The sequence below is a fragment of the Mycobacterium sp. NBC_00419 genome (assembly GCF_036023875.1).
Lineage (GTDB): Bacteria > Actinomycetota > Actinomycetes > Mycobacteriales > Mycobacteriaceae > Mycobacterium.
The window spans coordinates 2748416-2772566 of record NZ_CP107931.1 but is presented as its reverse complement, the minus strand read 5'-3'; the positions used below and the strand labels follow the sequence as shown (position 1 = coordinate 2772566).

Sequence of the window (24151 nt, the reverse complement as noted above, 5' to 3'; positions counted from 1 at the left end):
TGCAGATGTCCTTTTCGACAGTGTTGGGCCAGATAAAACCCCTTGTCAGGGGCCGACTGTATCGGCCGCCGAAACCCGGAGGGTAGGGCCGGAACACAGCTGGAACCAACCCCTGACCGCTCTGCAACGCAACTGATACCAACCCGTTGCGGGGGCGGGGGCAACCGCCACAGCGGGGCACTGCGGCCGGTCGCGTCACAGCGCCTTGCCGGGTCGGCGGAGCCCGTCAGCGTGCTTATACCCTGTCTGCGTGACCGAATCGCCGACCGCGGGGCCCGCCGACGCCGACGCTGACGTGCCGCGGCACCGCTATACCGCCGACGTGGCGGGGCGGATCGAGCGGACATGGCAGGACAACTGGCAGAGCCAGGGGACGTTCAACGTGCCCAACCCGGTCGGCGCGCTGGCACCGTCGGACGGTTCGGCTGTCCCCGCCGACAAGATGTTCGTCCAGGACATGTTCCCCTATCCCTCGGGCGAGGGATTGCACGTCGGCCATCCGCTGGGCTACATCGCCACCGACGTCTACGCGCGCTACTTCCGGATGACCGGCCGCAACGTGCTGCACGCACTGGGCTTCGATGCCTTCGGCCTGCCGGCCGAGCAGTACGCGGTTCAGACCGGCACGCACCCGCGGGAGCGCACCGAGGCCAATATCGTCAACTTCCGCCGCCAGCTCGGGCGGCTGGGGCTGGGCCACGACCAGCGGCGCAGTTTCTCCACCACCGACGTCGACTTCTACAAGTGGACTCAGTGGATCTTCCTGCAGATCTACAACGCCTGGTTCGACACCGCCCAGAACAAGGCCCGCCCGATCGCCGAGTTGATAGCGGAATTCGACAGCGGCGCAAGATCTCTCGACGACGGCAGGACGTGGTCGCAGTTGTCGGCCGGCGACCGTGCCGACGTGGTGGACGGCTACCGGCTGGTGTATCGCGCCGACTCACTGGTGAACTGGTGTCCCGGACTGGGCACCGTGCTGGCCAACGAGGAGGTCACCTCCGACGGCCGCAGCGAACGCGGCAACTTCCCGGTGTTCCGTAAGCGGCTGCGGCAGTGGATGATGCGCATCACCGCCTACTCCGACCGGCTGCTCGAGGATCTCGACGTGCTGGATTGGCCCGAGAAGGTCAAGGCCATGCAGCGCAACTGGATCGGGCGTTCCACCGGCGCCTCGGTGCTGTTCGGCGCCGGCGGCTCCGACATCGAGGTGTTCACCACCCGCCCCGACACCCTGTTCGGTGCGACGTATCTGGTGCTGGCCCCCGAGCATGATCTTGTCGACGGCCTGCTGGCCGCGCAGTGGCCCGACGGCGTCGACCCGCGGTGGACCGGCGGCGCCGCCACCCCCGCCGACGCAGTGGCGGCCTATCGGCGGGCGATCGCGGCGAAGTCGGATCTGGAACGCCAGGAGAACAAGGCCAAGACCGGCGTCTTCCTCGGCACCTATGCCACCAATCCGGCTGATGGACAACAGGTTCCGATCTTCATCGCCGACTACGTCCTGGCCGGATACGGCACCGGCGCGATCATGGCCGTGCCCGGTCACGATCAGCGGGACTGGGAGTTCGCCAGCGAGTTCGGCCTGCCGATCCGTGAGGTGATCTCCGGCGGCGACATCACCGAGGCCGCCCACACCGGCGACGGCGTGCTGGTCAATTCGCAGTACCTGGACGGGCGCAGCGTTGAGGATGCCAAGAAGGCGATCACCGAGCGGCTCGAAGCCGACGGCCGCGGCCGTGCGCGGGTCGAATACAAGCTTCGGGATTGGCTTTTCGCGCGCCAGCGGTACTGGGGTGAGCCGTTCCCGATCGTCTACGACGCCGACGGCCGCGCGCATCCGCTGCCCGACTCGGCATTGCCGGTGGAGCTGCCCGACATCGCCGACTACTCGCCGGTGTTGTTCGATCCTGACAATGCCGACAGCGAACCGTCGCCGCCGCTGAACAAGGCAGGCGAGTGGGTGCACGTCGATCTCGACCTCGGCGACGGACTCCAGCCCTACACCCGCGACACCAACGTGATGCCGCAGTGGGCGGGCAGCTCGTGGTACGAGCTGCGCTACGCCGACCCGCACAACTCAGAAGAGTTCTGCGCCAAGGAGAACGAGGCCTACTGGATGGGCCCGCGCCCGGCGGAGCACGGGCCGGCCGACCCCGGCGGGGTGGATCTGTACGTGGGCGGCGTCGAACACGCGGTGCTGCACCTGCTGTATTCGCGCTTCTGGCACAAGGTATTGCACGATCTGGGCCACGTCACCTCGCGGGAGCCCTACCGCCGCTTGGTGAATCAGGGCTACATCCAGGCGTTCGCCTACACCGATTCGCGCGGCGCCTATGTGTCGGCCGCCGATGTCGTCGAGCGCGGCGGAAAGTTCTTCCTGCCCGGGCCTGACGGCGAGATCGAGGTGTTCCAGGAGTTCGGCAAGATCGGCAAGAGTCTGAAGAACTCGATCTCGCCCGACGAGATCTGCGACAACTACGGTGCGGACACGTTGCGCGTCTATGAGATGTCGATGGGCCCGCTGGAGGCGTCGCGGCCGTGGGCCACCAAGGACGTCGTCGGCGCACACCGCTTCCTGCAGCGGGTCTGGCGGCTGGTCGTCGACGAAAGCACGGACGCCGAAAGGGTTTCCGAGCACGAGTCGCTCGACGAGCAGACCCTGCGCCTGCTGCACCGCACCATCGCCGGTGTCCGCGACGACTACGCGGGACTGCGCAACAACACCGCGGCGGCCAAGCTCATCGAGTACACCAACCACCTCACCAAGGAAGGCATCACCGCCCGCGCGGCGCTGGAGCCCCTGGTGCTCATGGTGGCGCCGCTGGCCCCGCACCTGGCCGAGGAGCTGTGGCGACGGCTGGGTCACGACACCTCGCTGGGACACGGGCCGTTTCCGGTGGCCGACGAGACCTATCTGGTGACCGACACCGTCGAATACCCGGTGCAGGTCAACGGGAAGGTGCGCGGACGCATCACGGTGGCCGCCGACGCCGACAAGGCGAGCCTGGAGGCTGCGGCACTGGCCGATGAGAAGGTGCAGGCCTTCCTGGCCGGCGCCACCCCCAAGAAGGTCATCGTGGTGCCGGGCCGGCTGGTCAACCTCGTCCTCTAGGTCGTCGCGCCGACATCACCGGGGGCGGACGACGACCTGATGAGTGTGGGCGTCGGGTGGGGTGGCGATCACTTCGGCCACGATGCGCGCCACGGTGTGCGGCGACAGGAAGCGGGCAGGGTCATACTCGCCGCCCTCGTAGGCGACCAGGTCCTGCTGCATCTCGGTGTCGACCCGGCCCGGGTGCACGCTGGTGACGCGCAGGCTCGGCTCGTCGGCGCGCAGCGAATCGGCGAACGCGCGCTGGGCGAACTTGCTGGCCGAGTACGCCGCCAGGCCGGGGGAGACGTTGATGCCCGCGCCGGAGTTGATGAACACCACCTGACCTCGGGCTGCGCGCAAGGCCGGCAGAAGGGCCAGTGTGAGGGCGACGGGACCGGTCACATTGATCTCGAAACTCGCCCGCCACTGCTCGGGGATCGACTCGTCGAACCGCCCCGGGTAGGCCACTCCGGCGTTGTGCACCAGGACGTCCAACTCGGCCAGCGGTTCGGCCGCTGCCTCGATCGACTCCGGATCGGCCAGATCAAGCGGCCAGGTGGTGGCGCCGAGTCGCGCGGCGACGGCATCCAGCCGGGCTGACGGCCGGCCTGCCAGCAGCAGCGTGTGGGTGGGTGCCAGCGCCTCGGCGATCGCGGACCCGATTCCGCCGCCCGCCCCCGTGATCAACGCGGTCCTACTCCCCGGGTCGCTGCGCTCCTGCCCGCCGGTCCTACTCCCCGGATCACCCTCGGTCGGCATGCTTGTCACCCTACCGACCTGCGATTCACAGCGGCGGGCCGCAGAATGAACGCGTGGCATTCGACCCGAGCTTCGGTCCAACGCAGTTGGCCGCCCGTGCGGCCTACCTCCTGCGCGGAAACGACTTGGGTGTGATGACCTCGGCCGCCCCGCAGCTCTACCCGCACATGTGGAGTTGGGACGCCGCCTTCGTGGCCGTCGGCCTGGCTCCACTCAGTGTCGAACGGGCCGTCGTCGAACTCGACACACTGTTGTCGGCGCAGTGGACCAACGGGATGATCCCGCACATCGTGTTCGCCCAGGGCGTGGACGGGTACTTCCCCGGCCCAGCGCGGTGGGCCTGTTCGGCGCTGGCCGCCCACGCCCCGCGCAGCCGGCACACCTCGGGCATCACGCAGCCCCCGGTGCATGCGATCGCGGTGCAACGGATCCTCGACCGCGCGCGCATGCGGGGCCGCTCGACCCGGGCGGTGGCCGAGTCGTTCCTGGACCGGCGTTGGTCGGATCTGGTGCGCTGGCACCGCTGGCTGGCCGAGGCCCGTGACCAGAATCAGCGTGGCCGCATCACCCTGTACCACGGCTGGGAGTCCGGGATGGACAACTCCCCGCGGTGGGATTCCGCCTACGCCAACGTGATTCCCGGAAGCGTGCCGGAGTATCAGCGCGAGGACAACCACATCGTCACCGACCCGACCCAGCGGCCGTCGGACACCGAGTACGACCGCTACCTCTGGCTGCTCGAGGAGATGAAGTCGGCGCGCTACGACGACTACCTCTTGCCGAAAGTCATGAGCTTCGCCGTCGAGGACGTGTTCGTCTCGGCGATCTTCTCATTGGCCTGCGACGTGCTGGCCAACATCGGTGAGGAATACAAGCGACCCCACGCCGACGTGCGGGACCTGTATTCCTGGGCAGAGCGGTTCCGCGTGGGTGTCGTCGCCACCACCGACGAAAGAACTGGCGCAGCAAAGGATTTCGACGTCCGAGCGGACAAGTGGATCGCCACCGATACGGCCGCCCAGTTCGCCCCGCTGCTGTGCGGCGGGCTGCCGCATGACCAGGAACGCGCGTTGTTACGCATCCTGGAGGGCCCGCGGTTTTGCGGTCACCCGGACCTCAAGTACGCAGTCGTCCCGTCAACATCGCCGGTGTCCAAGGACTTTCGCCCGCGCGAGTACTGGCGGGGACCGGTGTGGCCGGTGCTGACCTGGCTGTTCTCGTGGGCATTCGCCCGCCGGGGTTGGTCGGAACGCTCACTGATTCTGCGCCGAGAAGGGCTGCGCCAAGCCAGCGACGGCACGTTCGCCGAGTACTACGAGCCGTTCACCGGTGAACCGCTGGGCAGCATGCAGCAGTCGTGGACGGCTGCGGCCGTGTTGGACTGGCTGGGCTAGCCCGACGGTCAGGTCTCGGACTGGTCGGTAATCCGTTCCAGAGGCCCGAGCGCTCTGGCCAACGTTTCGCGCTCCTCGTCGGAGAGCCGGGCCAGCAGCGAGGCCAGGTGGGCGCGGCGGTGCGCCAGCGCTTCACGGTGCTGCACCAACCCCTCCGGGGTGACCTCCACCAAGACCGCCCGTAGGTCCGAGGGGTCGCGGGACCGCTTGACCAGACCGAGTTTCTCCAGCCGGCGAATGGCGACCGTGGTGGTGGGGGTGCGCACCCGCTCGCGTGCGGCGAGCTCGGTCATCCGAATGGGGCCGGTGTCGAGCAGGGTCAACAGGATCGACATCTGGGCGAGCGTGAGGTCACCGCTGTTGGGGGTGCGGGGATCGCCCCGGCGCAAGACCGAGAACAACTTGGAGAGGACGCGCTGCAAGTCCCCAGACAGGTCGGTGACCTGCGGTTCGGCCTCAATCATAGTTCGCTAGTCTAACCGGTCGGTTGGCAACCGTCGTGTAATCGCGTTTTCGGCGGCGAGGCTACAGAACCTGCGACAGGAACCGTTGCAGCCGGTCGGTGGTGGCAGCGGTGAAGATCTGATCGGGCGGCCCGGACTCGACAACTTTCCCGTGATCCATGAACACCACCGTGTCCGCGGTCGAGCGGGCGAAGCCCATCTCGTGTGTCACGACGACCATCGTCATCCCGTCGGCGCCGAGCTCGGCGATCAGCGCCAGGATGCCCTTCACCAGCTCGGGATCCAACGCCGAGGTCGCTTCGTCGAAGAACATCACCTGCGGCGTCATCGCCAGCGCACGGGCGATCGCCACCCGCTGCTGCTGGCCGCCGGACAGGGTCGCCGGCCGCACGTCGGCCTTGTGTTTCAAACCCACCCGGTCGAGCTGGGCGAGCGCCAGCTCGCGGGCTTCGTCAGCCGAGAGGTTCTTGAGCTTGCGCGGGCCCAGCGCCACATTGTCGAGAACCGTTCGGTGCGGGAACAGGTTGAAATGCTGAAACACCATGCCGATCCGCTGACGCAGCTTGTCCGGGTCGTCGCGCAGCACCGACCGGCCGTCGAGCAGGATGTCGCCGCGCTCGGGTTCGTAGAGCCGATTCAGTGTGCGCAACAGGGTGGACTTGCCCGACCCGGACGGACCGATGACGGCAGCGGTCGTCCCTGCCGGAACGTCGATGTCGACGCCGCGCAGCACCGCGTTGTTTCCGAAGGCGAGATGAATGTCGTTGGCCGCCAACGAAACCGGCTCCGGGCGGATGCTCTGCTGGGCCATCACACCATCTCCTGACTCGTGATGCTGGGTTCCAGCGGGTCCTCGTCTGCCGGCGGTCGGCCGCGGCGCAGCCGGTTGTCGATGTAGTTCACCAGGTGGGTCAGCGGAATCGTCAGCAGCAGGTAGAACAGGCCGGCCGCGACCAACGGCGAGAGGTTGCCGGTCTGCGCGTTGAGGTCACGGCCGACCTGGAACAGCTCCCGCTGGCTGGCCACCAACCCGAGGAAGTACACCAGCGACGAGGCTTTCAGCAGCGAGATGAACTGATTGACCAGAGCCGGCAACACCCGGCGAACACCCTGCGGTATCACCACCAGCCGCATCGAGGAGGAGTAGCTGAAGCCAAGTGCGCGAGAGGCTTCCATCTGGCCGGGCTCCACACTTTGGATACCCGAGCGGAAGATCTCGCCGATGTAGGCCGCGGCCATCAGGCCCAGCGCGGCGATACCCAAGGGGTACGGGTTGTTTCCGGTCAGCCCACCGACCACCGGCCCGATTCCCAAACCGATCAGCAGGATGATCACGACTTCCGGCAGTCCGCGGAAGATGTCGGTGTAGATGCGGGCGGGCAGTCTCAGCCAGCGCGAGCGGGAGATCCCGGCGACCGCGAGCGCCATCCCCAGCAGCAGGCCGATGATGCTGGCGCTGACGGTCAGCAGCAGGGTGTTGGGCAGCCCGGTCCGCAGCAGGTCGGGGATCGCCTGCTTGTAAAGCTCGATATCCAAGAAGGACTCCCGCAACTGCGTCAGCACCGACTTGGTGACCACCGGGGCGGCCTCGGCGGGCTTCTGGCTGGCGGCGATCGCGTTGAAGTCGGGCAGTTGCGGCAGCGGGGCCGCCTTGGACCCCGGCTTCCATCCCGGGGGTAGTGCGCGCGGCACCCAGTCGGCGTAGAGCCGCGACCAGGTGCCGTCGGCGATCACGGCGTCCAGGCCGGCGTTGAGGGCGTCGATCAGCGGCCGGTTCTCTTTCGCCACGGCGTAGGCGACGAAATTGTCCAAGCTGAAAGTGTTTTCGACGATCACCGCGGGGTCACCCGGTTGAACGGTGCCCTGCGCCTGCTGCGAGGGCGCCACCCAGGCGTCGATCTGACGCGTCTTGAGGCTGGCGTAGACGGTGTTGTAGTCCGGGAACTTGACCGGCTGTAGTCCCAGGGTGTCGATCACGTAGGACTCCTGCACCGTGCCTTGCACGACGCCGATGCGCTGTCCGGGGCCGAGCTTGCCGAACCCGGTGATCGGCGAGCCCGACGGTACGACCAGCGAGAAGTAACCGAAGTCGTAGCCGTTGGTGAAGCCGACCGTGCGACGGCGTGCGTCGGTGGTGGTGATCGACGACGAGCCGACGTCGAACCGGCGCGCGGCGACCTGGGCGAGCAGGCCGGAGAACTCGGTGCCGACGAAGGTGATCTTCAGCCCGAGCTTCTCGGCGATCGCCCGCAGCAGCTCATTGTCGAAGCCGGTGAACTGTCCCTGGGCGTTGATGCAGATGCTCGGCGGTGCGTCGGACAGGGTGCCGACGGTGAGGGTGCCCGGGGTGATCAGCCGCAACGCGTCCAGTTTCACGGCATCCAACGGCTCGGTGGTCGCAGTTGTGTACTTGTCCTCGCCGGATCCGCTGGCTGCGGCGGCAAGGTTGGTGGGCAGCGCGCTGGCCGACTTCTCGCCGGGTGGGGCGCACTGGTCGGCACTCGCCGGTGCCATCGGAGCGAGGCTGAACGTCAGCAACAACACGATCAGCACGGCCAGCAGCCTGCGCCAGTACATGGTCATCATTAGACGGTAGTCGGGACGCGGCGCGAGGCACGTCTTCGAATCAGGCGGAATCCAGACCCGCGAAAACCCCGCGCCGTTCGAGCTCGGCAATCAGCAGGTCTGCCATCAGGTCGGCCCTGTCGACGCACGCGCGCCGGGCCGCGGCCGGGTCCCCCCGCACTAGGGCGGCATACTCGGCCTCGAGAATCGGCAACAGATGGACGCGCGAATCCTTGTACTCGGCCCAGAACTTCCACGGCATGAAGCTGCGCGAGGAGCGGATGGTCGCCGCCAGGCGCGGACCGGCGTATCCGGCGATGACGACGTCCCGGAACCGCTCGGCGCCATCGACATAGGCCCGCGAGCCGCCGGCGGTACGCACGACCACCATCGCGGCGCCGAGGTCTGCGAGCACCTCCGGTCGGGGGTCGGCGGCAGCGCGGGCTGACACCGCCCCGGTGAGCAGACCGTGCACTTCGTGGTGCTCGCGCAGCGTCGCCTCGTCGAACTTCTGGACGAAGGCCCCGCGGTGGTAGCGCGTGACCAGGATCCCGTCATGCTCCAGCTGAACCAGTGCCTCCTGGACCGGAACGCGGCTGAGCCCCAGGGCCGCCGCGATCTCGTTGCGGTCGACCCGATCACCGGAGCGGAGTCTGCCCGCCATGAGCAGGTCGAGGATATGAACAACGACCTGGTCCTTTTCCTTCACGCCATAGCGTTTGGGCATGGAGTTCCCTCGAATGCGCACCGTTGGGAGGGGTGGCGCGCTCCGGACATCCTGCCTGGTCAGACATGCCAGTGCCACGCGAATCCGCCAATCGGCACAAACGAGACTGCCAGTCTCGTTACGCTGCCGGCATGATGACGACGGAATTGCCCGACGACTACTACTCGTTGCTGCCCTTGGCGCAGGGGCGTACCGCCGCGATGGAGTATCTGCGCCGCCCGGGCCCGGTGTACAAGATGGGCAACACGTGGGTGATCACCAGCTACGACGGGGTGCGGTTCGCGCAGAAGAACCCGGCCCTGTTCTCCTCGGCCAAGGCCTTCGACGGCGTGGCGAACGCCATCCAGATGATCCCGCTCGCGATCGATCCGCCCAAACATGCCGACTACCGGCGCGTGCTCGACCCGATGTTCGGGCCCAAACGCATGGCGGCCATGGATGCCGATCTGCGGGCGCAGTTGCGCGGCCATATCGATGTCTTCGCGCCTACCGGCCGCTGCGACGTGGTCGCCGATCTGTCCTACAAGTTTCCGACGCAGGCGATCCTGACGTTGTTCGGGCTTCCGCTCGAGCACCTGCCCCAGTTCTTGGACTGGGTCTCCGGCATCATCAAGGACCGCGAGGTCGGCTCCCTCGACGGCGAAGCGTCGCCTCGGGTGATCGAAAGCAGCATCGCGCTGTTCGGTTTCCTTGCCGAGCAGCTCGAGATCAAACGCAGCCATCCGGGCAACGACATGCTCAGTTCAGTCTTGGCCCTTGACGGGGACGACGCGTGGACGGACGCCGAAATCTTGGGGCTGTGCTTCCTCATCGTGCTCGCCGGCCTCGACACGGTGACCGGGGCCATCGGGTACTCGCTGCAGACATTGGCCGCCAATCCCGAACTGCGCCAACGCCTCATCGCCGACCCGGCGTTGATCACCCCGTTTGTCGAAGAGGTCCTGCGTCTCGACGGCCCGGTTCCCGGCGTACCGCGCAAGACGACGGCTGACGTCGAGGTCGAGGGCGTGACGATCCCCGCCGACTCACCCGTGCTACTCATGCTCGGCACCGCCAACCGTGAGGGCTCGTACGCCGAGACGCCGCACGAGATGAACCTGACCGCCAAGGCCACCCACCTGGGGTTTGGTGGCGGCATCCATCGTTGCCTCGGATCTCATCTGGCGCGCCGTGAACTACGGCTCACCATCGAGGAGTTTCACGCCCGGATCCCCGAGTACCGGCTGGCCGGCGAGGCGGAGACCCTTTGGCCCGCAGGGACGTTCGGCCTGAAGTCGCTGCCGCTGGAGTTCGAACCCTGCTGAGTCAGCGGCGGTCGCGCCAGTTGATCAGCGCCTGCGCGGCAGTCAGGTCGTAATCCGGGCCATCGCAGCCGACGGTCATCAGCGTCACGCCCAGACCGGCCAGTGCCCCGGCGTTGGCCGCCAGGGTGTCGGCGTCGCGGCCTTCCACACCTGAGGAGCGTTCGATGCTGGCGGGGTCGCGGCCGACGTCGGCACAGTGCCGCGCCAACGCCTCGGCCTTGCCGGGGTAGGTCTCGGCGTTGGTGAAGCTGTGCCACTGGTCGGCGTGCTCGGCGACCAGACGCAGTGTCTTGCGCTCACCCTGCCCGCCGATGAGGATCGGGATGTGCCGGGTCGGCGCGGGGTTGAGCTTGGCCAGCCGGGACTTGATCCGCGGCAGCGCCTGCGCCAGATCGTCGAGCCTGCTGCCGACGGTGCCGAACTCGTAGCCGTACTCGTCGTAGTCCTTTTGTTTCCAGCCTGATCCGATGCCCAGGATCAGCCGGCCGCCCGAGATGTGGTCGACAGTGCGGGCCATGTCGGCCAGCAGTTCGGGATTGCGATACGAGTTACAGGAGACCAGCGCGCCGATCTCGACGCGGGAGGTCTGTTCGGCCCAGGCGCCGAGCATGGTCCAGCACTCGTAGTGAGCGCCGTCGGGATCGCCGTAGAGCGGATAGAAGTGGTCCCAGTTGAAGACCACGTCGACACCCATGTCCTCGCAGCGGAGCACCGCGTCGCGGATCTGGGCGTAGTCGTCGGAATGTTGGGGCTGAAGCTGCACGCCGATGCGAATGGGAAAGGTCACATCGCAACCGTACGTCGTCTCAGACACCGATATTCCCGCCGTCCCGCCACACCGCGACCACTGAGGGGCGCGCGGTTCCGTTGCCTCCCTCCGGCCAGGTCGACAGCGGGTCGTCGATGCTGTTGTCGTCGTGTTCGCCGGGATGCTGGACGGACACCGTGACGAGATCGTCGAGCACGACCGGACCACACGTCTCCGCCCCGATGGGCACGGTGAGGAATTGCCTCGTCTCGCCGCGGTTCGGCCCGTCGAGGGCCACCGCGAAAAGCCCGTCGTTGGAGCCGAGTTGATTGCCGTCGGTGGCGATCCACAGGTTGCCGTGCGAGTCGAACGCGAGGTTGTCCGGGCAGGAGATGGGACTGACCTTGGTCTTGTCGAATCCGCCGTAGTAGGTGTCGGCGGCATCGGGGTCTCCGCACACCAGCAGCAGGTCCCAGGTGAACGAGGTCCCGGCGTGGTCATCGGTGATCTCGAGGACCTGGCCGTTCTTGTTGTCGTTGCGGGGGTTGGCCGCGTCGGCGGCGGCCTTGCCCGGGGCACCGCGTTCGTCGTTGTTGGTCAGGGCGACGTAGAGCTTGCCGCTGACTGGGTTGGCCTCGAAGTCCTCCGGGCGGTCCATCTTGGTGGCGCCGGCCTTGTCGGCCGCGAACCGGGTGAACACGGCGACTTCCTGGGCGGTCATTCCGCTGACGAGCGATTCGGCGGCGCCGTCGGGACCCGAGCGCAGCAGCGCGATCCAGGTGCCCGACCCGCGGAAGGAACCCTGCGTGGGCAGGGTTCCCGAACCGTCGATCTCGGAGGCGGGGATGTCGCTGGACAACTTCGCCACGTACAGGGTCCCCTCATCGAGGATCGTCATGTTCTGGGCGAGTGCCGCCGCGTCGCGGCCGGGCTGAATCTTCTTGCTCGACACGAACTTGTACATGTAGTCGAACCGCTCGTCGTCACCGCTGTAGGCCACGACCGTGCCGTCGGTGGTCACGTAGATGTTGGCGGCCTCGTGCTTGAAGCGGCCCATGGCGCTGTGCTTGACCGGAACCGACTTCGGGTCCCACGGATTCAGTTCCACGACATAGCCGAACCGGTTGACTTCGTTGGGCGTCTTGGTGGGGTCGAACCGAGGGTCGAACGTCTCCCACTTGCGTTCGCTGGGCTTGAGTTTGATGCCGTAGCGCTTCCACTGGTCGGCTTCGACCGGGTTGGCTGCCTGCGCGCCTTCGGCGGTTCCGAAATACGCGTTGAAGTTCTCCTCACCGGAGAGCACGGTGCCCCACGGCGTCACTCCGCCCGAGCAGTTGTTGAGAGTGCCGGTGATGGTGCGCCCCGTCGGGTCGCCGGCAGTCGTGACGAACGGGCTGCCCGCTGCGGGGCCGGTGAGGGTGAAGGCCGAGTCGCCGGTGATGCGGCGGTTGTAGGGGCCCGCCACCGCCTCGAGCCCTTTGTCGGTGCGTTTGACCTCAACGACGGACAGTCCGTGTGCGGCCAGCGCGGTCTCGAATTGTGCTCGGGTGGGCTGCTTTTCGTCGTAGCCGGGGAACATGAACCGTTCGGTGGTGTATTCGTGGTTGACGACGAGCAGATAGCGGCCGGGGGATCCCTCGATCGGGAGCAGCCCGGCGAAGTCGTTGTTGAAGCCGAACTGCTGGCGTTGCGATGCGGCGCTTTGATTCTTGACGTCGAACTTCGGTGCACCGGGTAGCACCGGGTCACCCCAGCTGATGACGACAGCTTGCCGGTAGCCGTCGGGTATGACGACGGCGTCGTCTTTGTTGGGTGCAATCGCGGTGAAGTTCATTCCGGGGGGCGCGACGGCAGGTGTCGTCGAGGACGTCGCCCCGACGACAGGCTTGCCGTCGTCCGCGCAGGCCGCCAATGCCGAACCGCTGCCGACGGCCAGCACCGCCACTCCCGCGGCGCGCAGGACCGAACGCCGCGACACCGCTTGGCGGACGATGTCGCCGAAGTACTCGTTGTCACTGGTGTTGGGCGCCGGTTGCGAGCACGCATCACCACACTTGTAGCGGCAGGTCACGTGCTGGCGCGACGAACGACCACTATGGCTGACAAGCAGATTCAGGGGGACCAGAGCCATGCGGTAACGCTATGGCAGGCTGGCAATCAGCTGGGAATCAGCTGATGAACAACAGGGAAAGCCGTCAGCTATCCAGCACGTCGCGCAGCAGCGCCACCAGGGCGCGCGGTTGGTCGCCCTGAACCGAGTGGCCGGAGTCGGCCACCACGTGCACTGACTGGAATCCCGGTGCGCTGCGGGCGAATTCGGCGGCGTCGTCGTCGTTGACGAAGAACGAGTTCGCCCCGCGGATCAGTGTGGTGGGAGCGGTCACTTTCGGGACGTCGTCCCAGAGGCCCTCGAACCCCTCACCCTTGCGGAAGGTGTCGTAGCGCCATGTCCACGTACCGTCGTCGTTCTGCTTGGAGTTGTGAAACACACCGCGCCGCAACGAGTTCCGATCGCGGTGCGGTGCCGCGGCCACGGTGATGTCCAGCATGGACCGGAAGTCGGGAAAGGTGCGGTCGCCCTTGACGAGCGCGACGGTACCCATCTGGGCCTTGGTCATCTGCTCGTGGCGTTCCGGGGCAGACGGGGTGACGTCGACCATGACGAGCTTGCGCACCAGTTCCGGCTCGGTGGCAGCCAGCCGCATGGCGGTAAGACCACCCAGCGACATCCCGACGATGAGGTCGGCCTGCGGAGCGAGTTCTCGGATCACCGGTTCGACGGCCACGGCGTTGAGCTTGGGTCCGTAGTCCCCGTCCTCGCGCCAGGCGGAGCGGCCGTGCCCGGGCAGGTCGATCGCCAGTGCGGGCACGCCGAGCCCGAGGATCACGGTGTCCCAGGTGTGGGCGTTCTGCCCGCCGCCGTGCAGGAACACCACCCGCACCGGGTCGCCACCGCGGTGCGGTGAATCGGCCGAACCCCAGCGGATCGCGCTGATCGCGCCGCGCTCGATGCGCTGCACCTGTGGCAGTGGTGCGCTCACCCCGGCCTGCTCGGCGTTCTCCGGCAGCAGGGCGAACTCGTCAAGCCCGAGCAGTTCGTCGTCTGTGATCACGGGGTCCATCTAACGCGAAACTGCGGTCGGATCGCGAGAACGATCCGACCGCAGTTTTCGTCGATGGCGGCTAGTTGCCGGCGATGAACTCTTCGAGCTGCTCGCGGGCGACGTCGTCGGCCAGCTGCTTGGGCGGGCTCTTCATCAGGTAGGCCGAGGCCGGGATGATCGGGCCGCCGATACCGCGGTCCTTGGCGATCTTGGCCGCACGCACAGCGTCGATGATGATGCCCGCCGAGTTCGGCGAGTCCCACACCTCGAGCTTGTACTCCAGGTTCAGCGGCACGTCACCGAAGGCGCGGCCTTCCAGGCGGACGTAGGCCCACTTGCGATCATCGAGCCATGCGACGTGGTCCGACGGGCCGATGTGGACGTTCTTGTCGTCGATCTTGCCCGCCAGCGAACCGGTCAGGTTGGAGGTCACGGCCTGGGTCTTGGAGACCTTCTTGGATTCCAGACGCTCGCGCTCGAGCATGTTCTTGAAGTCCATGTTGCCGCCGACGTTGAGCTGGTACGTGCGATCCAGGGTGACGCCGCGGTCTTCGAACAGCTTGGCCATCACGCGGTGGGTGATGGTCGCGCCGACCTGGCTCTTGATGTCGTCGCCGACGATCGGCACGCCGGCATCCTCGAACTTCTTGGCCCACACCGGGTCGGAGGCGATGAACACCGGCAGCGCGTTGACGAAGGCCACACCGGCGTCGATGGCGCACTGCGCGTAGAACTTGTCGGCCTCTTCGGAGCCCACCGGCAGGTAGGACACCATGACGTCGACCTTGTTGTCCTTGAGGATCTTCACCACGTCGACGGGCTGCTCGTCGGAGAGATCGATCGTCTCCGCGTAGTACTTACCGATGCCGTCCAGCGTCGGTCCCCGCTGTACCACCACGTTGGTCGGCGGCACGTCGGCGATCTTGATGGTGTTGTTCTCGGACGCGTAGATGGCCTCGGAGAGGTCGAAGCCGACCTTCTTGGCGTCGACGTCGAACGCGGCGACGAACTTCACGTCGCGGACGTGGTACCGGCCGAGCTTGACGTGCATCAGGCCGGGGACGGCCGAGTTGGGGTCGGCATCCTGGTAGTACTGCACGCCCTGGACGAGCGAGGATGCGCAGTTACCCACGCCGACAATGGCGACCCGCACATCCGTCGACGTTCCTGGCGCCTGGTGCTCAGTCATGGACGTTCTCCTTCTTGTACTTCATCTGGCTGTTGTTCAGGTTCTGTGGACTCAGGCCTGGTCCGGGTGCGTCTGTGCGACCCGCTCCGCGGCGATCAGCTCGTTGAGCCACTTGACTTCCCGCTCGCTGGACTCCAAACCCAGCTGATGCAGTTGCCGGGTATAGCGGTCGAACGAGTTGCTGGCCCGCGCAACTGCTTCACGAAGGCCTTCCCGCCGTTCCTCCACCTGGCGACGACGCCCCTCGAGGATGCGCATCCGCGCTTCGGCCGGTGTGCGGTTGAAAAACGCGAGGTGCACGCCGAAGCCGTCGTCGGTGTAGTTCTGCGGTCCGGTGTCGGCGACGAGCTCGGTGAACCGCGCTCGGCCGGTATCGGTGAGCTGATACACCCGTCGGGCGCGGCGCAACACCGCGGTTCCGGCAGGCAAGGCGTCCTCGGCGATCAACCCGTCGGCCTGCATCCGGCGCAAAGCCGGGTACAGCGAGCCGTAGGAGAAGGCGCGGAACGCCCCCAGCAGGCCCGTCAGTCTCTTGCGCAGCTCGTAGCCGTGCATGGGGGACTCCAGGAGGAGACCCAGGATCGCCAGCTCAAGCATCCGGTCACCTCCTGTGCTTACCGTTACGGTGCTTCGACACCTCCGCAAACTGTATCGGAGCGATATATACGGCGCCAATCGAGGGCTCGCACCAGCAGGGCGAGGCAGGTCAGGACGGGTAGCTGATTCGTTTCACCGAAGCGTCGGGGTTGAGCTCGAGGTAGCCGCTGCCGAAATCGCTGGACACATAGATCGAGATCGACACCGTGCCCGGCGCGGTGGGGTCACCGCTCGGGTCGACGATCAGGTAGGTGTTCTTGACCTCGGCGGGCTTGATTCCCAGCGTCTCGGGCGCACCGCGCAACACGCCGATCACCGCCTTGGTGTCGAACTTGGCTAGGTCCACCGCCACGGCGTCGCTGCCCTTGGACCCGGTGCTGGGATCGTCCCAGCCACCGCGATAGGAGTAGTTCAGCGTGCGGCGGTCGTCGGCCGGGTCGGGGCGGTCCAGCGAGGCGTAGTCGGGGTAGATCACCAGCCGGTAGCCGATGGTGTCGCCGAACTTCTTCTTCATCTGCTCGAACAGACCGGTGAGCCCTCCCAGCGACTGCAACTGCCGCGGCGGGGTGAGTACGACGGGCGCCACTCCATCGGCCTTGGCGCCGGGATCGGAAGTGAAGTTCAGCGGCGACGGGGTGTTGCCGTACAGGCCCCAGCCGATACCGATGCCCAACAGCACCAGCACGCCGGCCACCGCGGCCCGGATTCCCCAGCCGCCGCCCGTCGACGGCATGGCCAGGCGCGCTTTCTTCAGCGTCGGCAGCTGAACCGGCGCATTTCCGGTCTGCAGATCCGACACCAGCGCGCGCAGGTCTCCCAATGTCATCGCGGTGGTGGCGGCCTTGACTCGCTCGCCGTGTTCGGCCATCGACAGCTGTCCCTCCGACAGCGCGGTGTCGAGGATCTGGCAGATGTCGTTGCGGTCGGTGTCTTTGGCGCGGGTGCTTGCGGTCTGGGTGGTCGCCACGTCGATGATCGTAGGAGTTCGCCGCCCAACACCGCAGGACAGATAGGTAAACCGGCCGACCCGGGGGCCGGTTACCCGCCGGTGCTCAGAGAGCCCACGTACTCTGGTCCCCGTGCGACTGCAGCGACAGGTGGTGGACTACGCCCTTCGGCGACGTTCCCTGCTGGCCGAGGTGTACTCCGGTCGCACCGGTGTCACCGAAGTCTGTGACGCCAACCCCTACCTGCTACGGGCTGCCAAATTTCACGGCAAGACCAGCTCGGTCATGTGCCCGATCTGCCGCAAGGAACCGCTGACTCTGGTGTCGTGGGTATTCGGCGACCACCTCGGCGCGGTGTCGGGCTCGGCCCGTTCCGCCGAGGAACTGGTGCTGCTGGCGACCAAGTTCGACGAGTTCGCGGTGCATGTGGTGGAGGTATGCCGAACCTGCGAATGGAATCACTTGGTGAAGTCATATGTGCTCGGAGCGCCACGTCCCACCAACGGACGTGGTCGCCGCGGCACCCAGACGGCGCGCTCCGGCGCGCGCACGGCCAGTGAATAGCGAAGGGCGTCAAGACCGGCCAGCCTCTGACATCCCCACGGGTTCAGGGGGTGACGGTGTGCCCAGCGCGCCCCGGCATAGCAGCGAGACGCCGACGAGCAAGATTCCCACCGGTGAGAACACGGCGCCGGGCGCCGACCCGGCCCCGACCCGCAGTGCACCCCGTCGTCAGGTCCCGCCCGACGATCGGTTGACCACTCTCATCGAGCCGGTGCGCGACGACACCGAACCGCTGCTGCGCGACCCGATCGACGTCGTCAAGGCCGCGTTGGACCGCACGCCGCCGCCGAAGTTCCCCCCGCCCCCGCCACCACCTCCGCCGGGTGGGGGATCTGGTGGCGGACAGCCACCCAAGCCTTCCCGGCAGATCTCCTGGAAGTGGGTGCGCCGGTCAGCGTTGCTGGCCGCCGTCCTCCTGATCGTGTTGCCGATCCTCACCTTCGGCATGGCCTACCTGATAGTCGACGTGCCGCAGCCCGGTGACATCCGTACCAACCAGGTGTCGACGCTGCTGGCCAGTGACGGCTCTGAACTGGCGAAAATCGTTCCACCCGAAGGCAACCGGGTCGACGTCAACATCGATCAGGTGCCGGTGCACGTGCGCGACGCGGTGATGGCCGCCGAGGACCGCGACTTCTACAGCAACCCGGGATTCTCCCTGACGGGTTTCGCGCGCGCGATCAAGAACAACCTGTTCGGCGGTGACCTGCAGGGCGGTTCGACGATCACCCAGCAGTACGTCAAGAACGCCCTCGTCGGCGACGCACGCTCCGGCATCGGCGGCCTGGTGCGTAAAGCCAAGGAACTCGTGATCTCGACGAAGATGTCGCGCGAGTGGTCCAAAGACGAAGTGCTGCAGGCGTACCTGAACATCATCTATTTCGGCCGCGGCGCCTACGGTATCTCGGCGGCCTCCAAGGCCTACTTCAACAAGCCGGTCGAGCAGCTGACCGTCGCCGAGGGCGGACTGTTGGCCGCCCTGATCCAGCGGCCGTCGACGCTGGACCCCGCAGTCGACCCCGAGGGTGCGGCCGCACGCTGGAACTGGGTACTCGACGGCATGGTGTCGATGGGTGCGCTCTCGAAAGAGGAACGCGCCCAACAGGTCTTCCCGGACACCGTCCCACCGGACCAGGCCCGCTCGGAGAACATCACCACCGGCCCCAACGGGCTGATCGAGCGCCAGGTCACCAAGGAACTGCTCGATTTGTTTAATATCGACGAGCAGACGCTGAACACCCAGGGCCTGCAGATCACCACGACCATCGACCCGCAGGCGCAGCAATCCGCCGTGGATGCGGTGTCGAAGTATCTCGACGGTCAAATGCCCGACATGCGTGCCGCGGTGGTGTCGATCGATCCGAAAACCGGAGGCGTGAAGGCCTACTACGGGGGCTCGGACGCCCAGGGCTTCGACTTCGCCCAGGCCGGACTGCCGACGGGTTCGTCGTTCAAGGTCTTCGCGTTGGTGGCCGCCCTCGAGCAGGGGATGGGCCTGGGTTACCAGATCGACAGTTCACCGGTAAACCTCAACGGCGTCACCATCACCAACGTCGAGGGCGGCGGCTGCGGCACCTGCAATATCGCCGAGGCACTCAAGCAGTCGCTGAACACCAGCTACTACCGGTTGATGCTCAAGCTGAAGAACGGTCCCGCCGACGTCGCTGACGCCGCCCACCGGGCCGGTATCGCCGAGAGCTTCCCCGGTGTGGAGCACACCTTGTCCGAGGACGGCAAGGGCGGACCGCCCTACGACGGCATCGTGCTCGGGCAGTACCAGACTCGCGTGATCGACATGGCCTCGGCGTATGCCACGCTGGCGGCGTCGGGCATCTATCACAAGCCGCACTTCGTGCAGAAGGTCGTCAACTCCCGCGGTGACGTTCTCTTCGACGCCACCGAGCAGGACAACAGCGGTGAGCGCCGGATCGAGAAGGCCGTCGCCGACAACGTGACCTCGGCGATGCAGCCCATCGCCGGCTGGTCCAACGGCCACAACCTGGCCAACGGCCGTCCGTCGGCCGCCAAGACCGGTACCAACCAGCTGGGCGACACCGGGGCCAACCGCGATGCCTGGATGGTGGGTTACACCCCGTCGCTGTCGACAGCGGTGTGGGTCGGAACCACCGACGGCGCACAGCCTTTGGTGAACAAGTGGGGCGGGCCGGTGTACGGCTCGGGGATTCCGTCGGACATCTGGAAGGCCACCATGGACGGTGCCCTCAAGGGCACCGACGTCGAGTCCTTCCCCAAACCCGCGACGGTGGGCGGGTATGCCGGCGTGCCGGCACCGCCGCCACCCCCGCCTCCCACAACCACGGTTCCGCCGCCGCCGACTGAGACGGTGATCCAGCCGAGTATCGAAGTGGCGCCGGGCATCACGATCCCGATCGGGCCGCCGACGACGATCACGAATCCGCCGCCGGGCCCGCCTGCGCCGGAAGCGCCGCTGCCGCCGGGGGATCCCAACGCGACTGTTCCGCCTCCACCTCCGCCGCCGTGATCGACGGGGACGGCCACCAGCGCTCGACGGTGTCGCCGCTGCCGCTCGCCGCAGACCTGCGCAGCGCTGACGACCGCGACTTTCCCAGTCGCACCGACACTCTGGGGGCGGCCCTTTCTGAGGCCGTCGGCGGACCGGTCGGCAGGCACTCGATGGTCGGGCGCACCCGGGTGTTCACCCCGCTGCGCATCATGTTCCTGATGGCACTGGTGGTGCTGGCATTGGGCTGGTCGACCAAGGCGCCGTGCCTGCAGACCGTCGGTACTGGGCCGCCCGACAAACGGGTTGCCAACTGGCAGAACCAGCGCGCGTATTACGAGCTGTGCTACTCCGATACCGTGCCGCTCTACGGTGCGGAGTTGTTGAGCCAGGGCAAGTTTCCGTATAAGTCCAGCTGGATCGAGACGGACTCCAGCGGCCGGCCGCAGACCCGCTATGACGGCAAGCCTGCGATCCGCTACATGGAGTATCCGGTGCTGACCGGGGTCTACCAGTACGTGTCGATGGCGCTGGCCAAGACCTACACCGCGGTGGCGAAGATGATGTCGCTTCCGGTGATCGCCGAAGTGGTGATGTTCTTCAACTTCGCCGCCTTCGGCTTGGCACTGGCCTGGCTGGCGACCGTGTGGGCGACCTCGTGGTTGGCCGGTCGGCGAACCTGGGACGCCGCACTGGTGGCGGCATCCCCGGTGCTCGTGTTCCAGATCTTCACCAACTTCGATGCCCTGGCAACGGCTTTGGCGATGGGTGGCCTGCTGGCGTGGGCGCGTCGAAGACCTGTCCTGGCGGGCATCCTGATCGGGTTGGGGGTCTCGGCCAAGCTGTACCCGGCGCTGCTGCTGCTGCCGCTGGTGGTGCTGGCGATCCGCTCCGATCGGGTGGCCGACGCCGCGCGGACGGTTGTCGCCGCGGTGGGTGCGTGGTTCGTGGTGAATCTTCCGGTGATGCTGCTGTTCCCGCGCGGCTGGTCGGAGTTCTTCCGGCTCAACTCGCGTCGTGGCGACGACATGGACTCGCTGTACAACGTGGTCAAGTCCTTCACCGGGTGGGAGGGTTTCGACGGCGGCCTGGGCTTCTGGGAGCCGCCGGTGGTGCTCAACACTGTCGTCTCTGTGCTGTTCTTGTTGTGTTGTGCGGCAATCGCTTACATCGCGCTGACTGCCCCACAACGGCCACGGGTGGCACAGCTGGCGTTCCTGACGGTGGCCGCGTTCCTGTTGGTGAACAAGGTGTGGAGCCCGCAGTTCTCGCTGTGGCTGGTGCCGTTGGCGGTGCTGGCGCTGCCGCACCGGCGAATTCTGTTGGCGTGGATGACGATCGACATGCTGGTGTGGGTGCCTCGGATGTTCTACCTCTACGGGGAGGCCAACAAGGGCCTGCCCGAGCAGTGGTTCACCGCTACGGTGCTGCTGCGCGATATCGCGGTGATCGCCCTGATGGTGCTCGTCGTCCGCCAGATCTACCGGCCGCAGTCCGACCTCGTGCGGTGGGGCGGCCGCGTCGACGACCCGGCCGGCGGGGTGTTCGATCGGGCCCCGGACGCCTACCCGAACTGGTTGCCGCAGTGGTTGCGCCCGCGGGCGGCCGACCGCCCGCCCGCGGCCGAAGGAGCTCCGGATGCAAGTCGCGATAGCGCTGTTCCCGCGTAACACCGCACTGGACGCCGTCGGGCCCTACGAGGTGCTGCAGCGGATCCCGTCCATCGACGTCATCTGGGTGGGACATCGACGCGGCGAGGTGCGCAGCGACAACGGCATGCTCGGTCTGATCTGTGACGCCACGTTCGAGGAGGTGACCGAACCCGATGCGGTGGTGTTCCCCGGCGGGATCGGTACCCGCGAGCTGATCCACGACGACCAGGTGCTCGATTGGGTTCGCCGGGTGCACCAGCAGACGACGTTCACCACCTCGGTGTGCACCGGCAGTCTGGTGCTCGCCGCTGCCGGTCTGCTCACCGGCCTGACGGCCGCGACCCATTGGCGGGGCGCCGAACTGCTGGAATCACTCGGCGCGATTTATACCCCGCAGCGGGTCGTCGAACATCTGCCGCAGCGCATCATCACCGCCGCCGGGGTGTCCAGCGGAATCGACATGGCGCTGCGGCTCGTTGAGCTGCTGATCGACCGGCAGGCGGCTGAGGCGGCCCAGCTGATGATCGAGTACGACCCCCAGCCCCCGTTCGACTCGGGTGAGCTGGCGAAGGCATCACAGGCCACCCGGGACCGGGCCGGCGAGTACTACCGATTCCGGGCCTGATTTCGCTGATCAGCCGCGTTCCGGTAGCCTAGCCAGGTTGCCGACGCAGGCGACTCTCCTGTCACGGAACTACCGTGGCCGCTACGACCATAGGAGGTGATGAGGTTCCCATGCGTCCATACGAAATCATGGTCATCCTTGACCCCACTCTTGACGAGCGCACCGTTGCCCCGTCTCTGGAGACGTTCTTGAACGTCATCCGGAAAGACGGCGGCAGTGTCGACAAAGTCGACATCTGGGGCCGTCGACGGCTGGCGTACGAAATCGCCAAGCACGCCGAAGGCATCTACGCCATCGTCGACGTGAAGGCCGAACCGGCCACCGTGTCCGAGCTCGACCGTCAGCTCAACCTGAACGAGTCGGTGCTGCGGACCAAGGTGATGCGGACCGACAAGCACTAAGTGGAGAACTGCGCGAGCGTCGTACCCGTTACGTAGGCTCGCGACTAAATCCACCCGCCTATGCCAGGAGGACCTAGTGGCCGGTGACACGACCATCACCGTCGTCGGAAATCTGACCGCCGACCCCGAACTGCGGTTCACCCCCTCGGGGGCGGCCGTCGCCAATTTCACGGTGGCGTCCACACCGCGGATCTTCGACCGCCAGAGCAGTGAGTGGAAGGACGGCGAAGCGCTGTTCTTGCGCTGCAACATCTGGCGCGAGGCAGCCGAGAACGTCGCCGAGAGCCTTACGCGTGGCTCCCGGGTCATCGTGACCGGCCGGCTCAAGCAGCGGTCCTTCGAAACCCGTGAGGGCGAGAAGCGCACGGTGTTCGAGGTCGAGGTCGACGAGATCGGCCCGTCACTGCGGTACGCCACTGCCAAGGTCAACAAGGCCTCGCGCGGCGGTGGCTTCGGCGGCGGCGGTGGCGGCGGTTCCCGTCCTCCGGCGGCAGCGTCTGAGCCCAGCGACGATCCGTGGGGCAGTGCCCCGGCGTCGGGCTCGTTCGCCGGCGGAGACGACGAACCACCCTTCTGACACACCCTTCAGCGCGCCGGTGCGCGCTCATTGAATGAACGAAAGAGATTGACTCATGGCCAAAACCTCCACGAAGCGGCGTCCTGCCCCGGAAAAGCCGGTCAAGACCCGCAAGTGCGTGTTCTGCTCCAAGAAGGGCCAGAACATCGATTACAAGGACACCGCGCTCCTGCGCACCTACATCAGCGAGCGCGGCAAGATCCGCGCCCGCCGGGTGACGGGCAACTGTGTGCAGCACCAGCGTGACATCGCGATCGCCGTCAAGAACGCGCGCGAGGTTGCTCTGCTGCCGTTCACCTCGTCGGCGCGATAGACAAGGAAGTAACGACAATGAAGCTGATCCTGACTGCCGAGGTCGATCACCTCGGTGTGGCCGGTGACTCCGTCGAGGTCAAGGACGGGTACGGCCGCAACTACCTGCTGCCCCGTGGTCTCGCCATCCTTGCCTCGCGCGGTGCGCAGAAGCAGGCTGACGAGATCCGTCGTGCCCGCGAGGTCAAGACGATCCGCGACCGCGAGCACGCGGTCGAGATCAAGACCGCCATCGATGCCCTGGGCCCGATCTCGTTGCCGGTGAAGGCCGCTGGCGACTCCGGCAAGCTGTTCGGTTCGGTGACCGCCAACGACATCGTCGGCGCCATCAAGAAGGCCGGCGGCCCGAGCCTGGACAAGCGGACCGTCCAGCTGCCCAAGACGCACATCAAGGCCATCGGCAGCCACACCGTCGGAGTGCACCTGCACCCCGAGGTCAACGTCGACGTGACGGTCGACGTCGTCGCGGCGAATTAGCCACCAGCGTCAATTTCCCCGGGTGGCGGCCCTAGCGGCTGCCCCCGGGGAATTGCTGTCTGCTGGCGAACTTCTGCCGATCATTGAGCGACAGCTAACCTAACCGTCCGTTAACCTGGCGCATAAGTAGCGGCAATACAACACGCCCGGGATCGCAACCTGGGCC

Annotated in this window: 22 protein-coding genes; 11 read left to right on the top strand and 11 right to left on the bottom strand. The window is 66.7% G+C overall.

Annotation, left to right across the window (positions count from 1 at the left end):
• The first annotated feature begins 250 nt into the window (after window positions 1-250).
• Entirely contained in the window at window positions 251-3115 is a 2865-nt protein-coding gene (gene leuS / locus OG976_RS13225) for a leucine--tRNA ligase (protein ID WP_328362922.1), read from the top strand.
• A 15-nt stretch (window positions 3116-3130) separates the two neighbouring features.
• Here the strand turns inward: leuS and OG976_RS13220 are convergent, their stop codons facing one another.
• Window positions 3131-3856: an SDR family oxidoreductase gene (locus OG976_RS13220; protein WP_328362920.1), complete on the bottom strand. Its 726-nt coding sequence runs from the start codon at window positions 3854-3856 to the stop codon at window positions 3131-3133.
• A gap of 53 nt (window positions 3857-3909) precedes the next feature.
• Here OG976_RS13220 and ggh point away from each other — a divergent pair, with 53 nt between their 5' ends.
• Entirely contained in the window at window positions 3910-5250 is a 1341-nt protein-coding gene (ggh, locus tag OG976_RS13215; protein ID WP_328362918.1) for a glucosylglycerate hydrolase, read from the top strand.
• A gap of 8 nt (window positions 5251-5258) precedes the next feature.
• On the opposite strand, the gene OG976_RS13210 is transcribed toward ggh, so the two are convergent.
• The 4 genes from OG976_RS13210 to OG976_RS13195 form a co-directional block, all read right to left on the bottom strand.
• Window positions 5259-5714, bottom strand: a complete 456-nt coding sequence (locus OG976_RS13210) for a MarR family winged helix-turn-helix transcriptional regulator (protein ID WP_328362917.1) — start codon at window positions 5712-5714, stop codon at window positions 5259-5261.
• A gap of 61 nt (window positions 5715-5775) precedes the next feature.
• Window positions 5776-6525 (bottom strand): amino acid ABC transporter ATP-binding protein, encoded by a 750-nt coding sequence (locus OG976_RS13205; protein ID WP_328362916.1) that lies wholly within the window; start codon window positions 6523-6525, stop codon window positions 5776-5778.
• Window positions 6525-8291, bottom strand: coding sequence for an ABC transporter substrate-binding protein/permease (locus tag OG976_RS13200; RefSeq protein ID WP_328363530.1), 1767 nt, complete (start codon window positions 8289-8291; stop codon window positions 6525-6527). Before OG976_RS13200 ends, OG976_RS13205 begins: the two co-directional genes overlap by 1 nt.
• A gap of 49 nt (window positions 8292-8340) precedes the next feature.
• Complete coding sequence (locus OG976_RS13195; protein ID WP_328362914.1) at window positions 8341-9006, bottom strand: GntR family transcriptional regulator; 666 nt, start codon at window positions 9004-9006, stop codon at window positions 8341-8343.
• Between the two features lie 131 nt (window positions 9007-9137).
• Here OG976_RS13195 and OG976_RS13190 point away from each other — a divergent pair, with 131 nt between their 5' ends.
• On the top strand, window positions 9138-10310 hold the full coding sequence (locus OG976_RS13190; RefSeq protein ID WP_328362912.1) for a cytochrome P450: 1173 nt from the start codon (window positions 9138-9140) through the stop codon (window positions 10308-10310).
• Between the two features lies 1 nt (window position 10311).
• Here the strand turns inward: OG976_RS13190 and OG976_RS13185 are convergent, their stop codons facing one another.
• The 6 genes from OG976_RS13185 to OG976_RS13160 all read right to left on the bottom strand — a co-directional run bounded on the left by OG976_RS13185 (window position 10312) and on the right by OG976_RS13160 (window position 16915).
• Window positions 10312-11097, bottom strand: a complete 786-nt coding sequence (locus OG976_RS13185; protein WP_328362910.1) for an LLM class F420-dependent oxidoreductase — start codon at window positions 11095-11097, stop codon at window positions 10312-10314.
• Window positions 11098-11116: 19 nt separating this feature from the next.
• Window positions 11117-13189 (bottom strand): PhoX family protein, encoded by a 2073-nt coding sequence (locus tag OG976_RS13180; RefSeq protein ID WP_328362907.1) that lies wholly within the window; start codon window positions 13187-13189, stop codon window positions 11117-11119.
• A 64-nt stretch (window positions 13190-13253) separates the two neighbouring features.
• Window positions 13254-14180 (bottom strand): alpha/beta fold hydrolase, encoded by a 927-nt coding sequence (locus OG976_RS13175; protein ID WP_328362904.1) that lies wholly within the window; start codon window positions 14178-14180, stop codon window positions 13254-13256.
• A 61-nt stretch (window positions 14181-14241) separates the two neighbouring features.
• Window positions 14242-15351, bottom strand: a complete 1110-nt coding sequence (locus OG976_RS13170) for an inositol-3-phosphate synthase (protein ID WP_328362901.1) — start codon at window positions 15349-15351, stop codon at window positions 14242-14244.
• A 51-nt stretch (window positions 15352-15402) separates the two neighbouring features.
• A complete protein-coding gene (locus tag OG976_RS13165; RefSeq protein ID WP_328362898.1) occupies window positions 15403-15948 on the bottom strand; it encodes a PadR family transcriptional regulator in 546 nt (181 codons plus the stop codon).
• Between the two features lie 109 nt (window positions 15949-16057).
• Window positions 16058-16915: a DUF1707 SHOCT-like domain-containing protein gene (locus OG976_RS13160; RefSeq protein ID WP_328362895.1), complete on the bottom strand. Its 858-nt coding sequence runs from the start codon at window positions 16913-16915 to the stop codon at window positions 16058-16060.
• A gap of 112 nt (window positions 16916-17027) precedes the next feature.
• On the opposite strand from OG976_RS13160, the gene OG976_RS13155 reads away from it, so the two are divergent.
• From OG976_RS13155 to rplI, 8 genes are all read left to right on the top strand, one after another.
• Window positions 17028-17459 (top strand): DUF5318 family protein, encoded by a 432-nt coding sequence (locus OG976_RS13155; protein WP_328362892.1) that lies wholly within the window; start codon window positions 17028-17030, stop codon window positions 17457-17459.
• Complete coding sequence (locus OG976_RS13150) at window positions 17452-19962, top strand: transglycosylase domain-containing protein (protein ID WP_442930481.1); 2511 nt, start codon at window positions 17452-17454, stop codon at window positions 19960-19962. Before OG976_RS13155 ends, OG976_RS13150 begins: the two co-directional genes overlap by 8 nt.
• Window positions 19962-21611 (top strand): glycosyltransferase family 87 protein, encoded by a 1650-nt coding sequence (locus OG976_RS13145; protein WP_328363524.1) that lies wholly within the window; start codon window positions 19962-19964, stop codon window positions 21609-21611. The genes OG976_RS13150 and OG976_RS13145 overlap by 1 nt, the downstream gene beginning before the upstream one ends.
• Complete coding sequence (locus OG976_RS13140; RefSeq protein ID WP_328362889.1) at window positions 21580-22218, top strand: DJ-1/PfpI family protein; 639 nt, start codon at window positions 21580-21582, stop codon at window positions 22216-22218. The genes OG976_RS13145 and OG976_RS13140 overlap by 32 nt, the downstream gene beginning before the upstream one ends.
• A 110-nt stretch (window positions 22219-22328) precedes the next feature.
• Entirely contained in the window at window positions 22329-22619 is a 291-nt protein-coding gene (gene rpsF / locus OG976_RS13135) for a 30S ribosomal protein S6 (protein ID WP_003931678.1), read from the top strand.
• A gap of 76 nt (window positions 22620-22695) precedes the next feature.
• On the top strand, window positions 22696-23196 hold the full coding sequence (locus OG976_RS13130) for a single-stranded DNA-binding protein (protein ID WP_328362886.1): 501 nt from the start codon (window positions 22696-22698) through the stop codon (window positions 23194-23196).
• A gap of 55 nt (window positions 23197-23251) precedes the next feature.
• Complete coding sequence (gene rpsR, locus OG976_RS13125; RefSeq protein ID WP_328362883.1) at window positions 23252-23509, top strand: 30S ribosomal protein S18; 258 nt, start codon at window positions 23252-23254, stop codon at window positions 23507-23509.
• A gap of 17 nt (window positions 23510-23526) precedes the next feature.
• The gene (gene rplI, locus OG976_RS13120) at window positions 23527-23985 is read left to right on the top strand and encodes a 50S ribosomal protein L9 (RefSeq protein ID WP_328362880.1); all 459 of its coding nucleotides are present in this window, start codon (window positions 23527-23529) and stop codon (window positions 23983-23985) included.
• Window positions 23986-24151 lie beyond the last annotated feature (166 nt).

Excerpts from the sequence above, each read along its gene's own strand:
- OG976_RS13220 (WP_328362920.1), bottom strand. The coding sequence starts at position 3,856 with ATGCCGACCGAGGGTGATCCGGGGAGTAGGACCGGCGGGCAGGAGCGC.
- OG976_RS13210 (WP_328362917.1), bottom strand. The coding sequence starts at position 5,714 with ATGATTGAGGCCGAACCGCAGGTCACCGACCTGTCTGGGGACTTGCAG.
- OG976_RS13205 (WP_328362916.1), bottom strand. The coding sequence starts at position 6,525 with ATGGCCCAGCAGAGCATCCGCCCGGAGCCGGTTTCGTTGGCGGCCAAC.
- OG976_RS13200 (WP_328363530.1), bottom strand. The coding sequence starts at position 8,291 with ATGTACTGGCGCAGGCTGCTGGCCGTGCTGATCGTGTTGTTGCTGACG.
- OG976_RS13195 (WP_328362914.1), bottom strand. The coding sequence starts at position 9,006 with ATGCCCAAACGCTATGGCGTGAAGGAAAAGGACCAGGTCGTTGTTCAT.
- OG976_RS13190 (WP_328362912.1), top strand. The coding sequence starts at position 9,138 with ATGATGACGACGGAATTGCCCGACGACTACTACTCGTTGCTGCCCTTG.
- OG976_RS13180 (WP_328362907.1), bottom strand. The coding sequence starts at position 13,189 with ATGGCTCTGGTCCCCCTGAATCTGCTTGTCAGCCATAGTGGTCGTTCG.
- OG976_RS13175 (WP_328362904.1), bottom strand. The coding sequence starts at position 14,180 with ATGGACCCCGTGATCACAGACGACGAACTGCTCGGGCTTGACGAGTTC.
- OG976_RS13170 (WP_328362901.1), bottom strand. The coding sequence starts at position 15,351 with ATGACTGAGCACCAGGCGCCAGGAACGTCGACGGATGTGCGGGTCGCC.
- OG976_RS13165 (WP_328362898.1), bottom strand. The coding sequence starts at position 15,948 with ATGCTTGAGCTGGCGATCCTGGGTCTCCTCCTGGAGTCCCCCATGCAC.
- OG976_RS13140 (WP_328362889.1), top strand. The coding sequence starts at position 21,580 with ATGCAAGTCGCGATAGCGCTGTTCCCGCGTAACACCGCACTGGACGCC.
- rpsF (WP_003931678.1), top strand. The coding sequence starts at position 22,329 with ATGCGTCCATACGAAATCATGGTCATCCTTGACCCCACTCTTGACGAG.
- rpsR (WP_328362883.1), top strand. The coding sequence starts at position 23,252 with ATGGCCAAAACCTCCACGAAGCGGCGTCCTGCCCCGGAAAAGCCGGTC.
- rplI (WP_328362880.1), top strand. The coding sequence starts at position 23,527 with ATGAAGCTGATCCTGACTGCCGAGGTCGATCACCTCGGTGTGGCCGGT.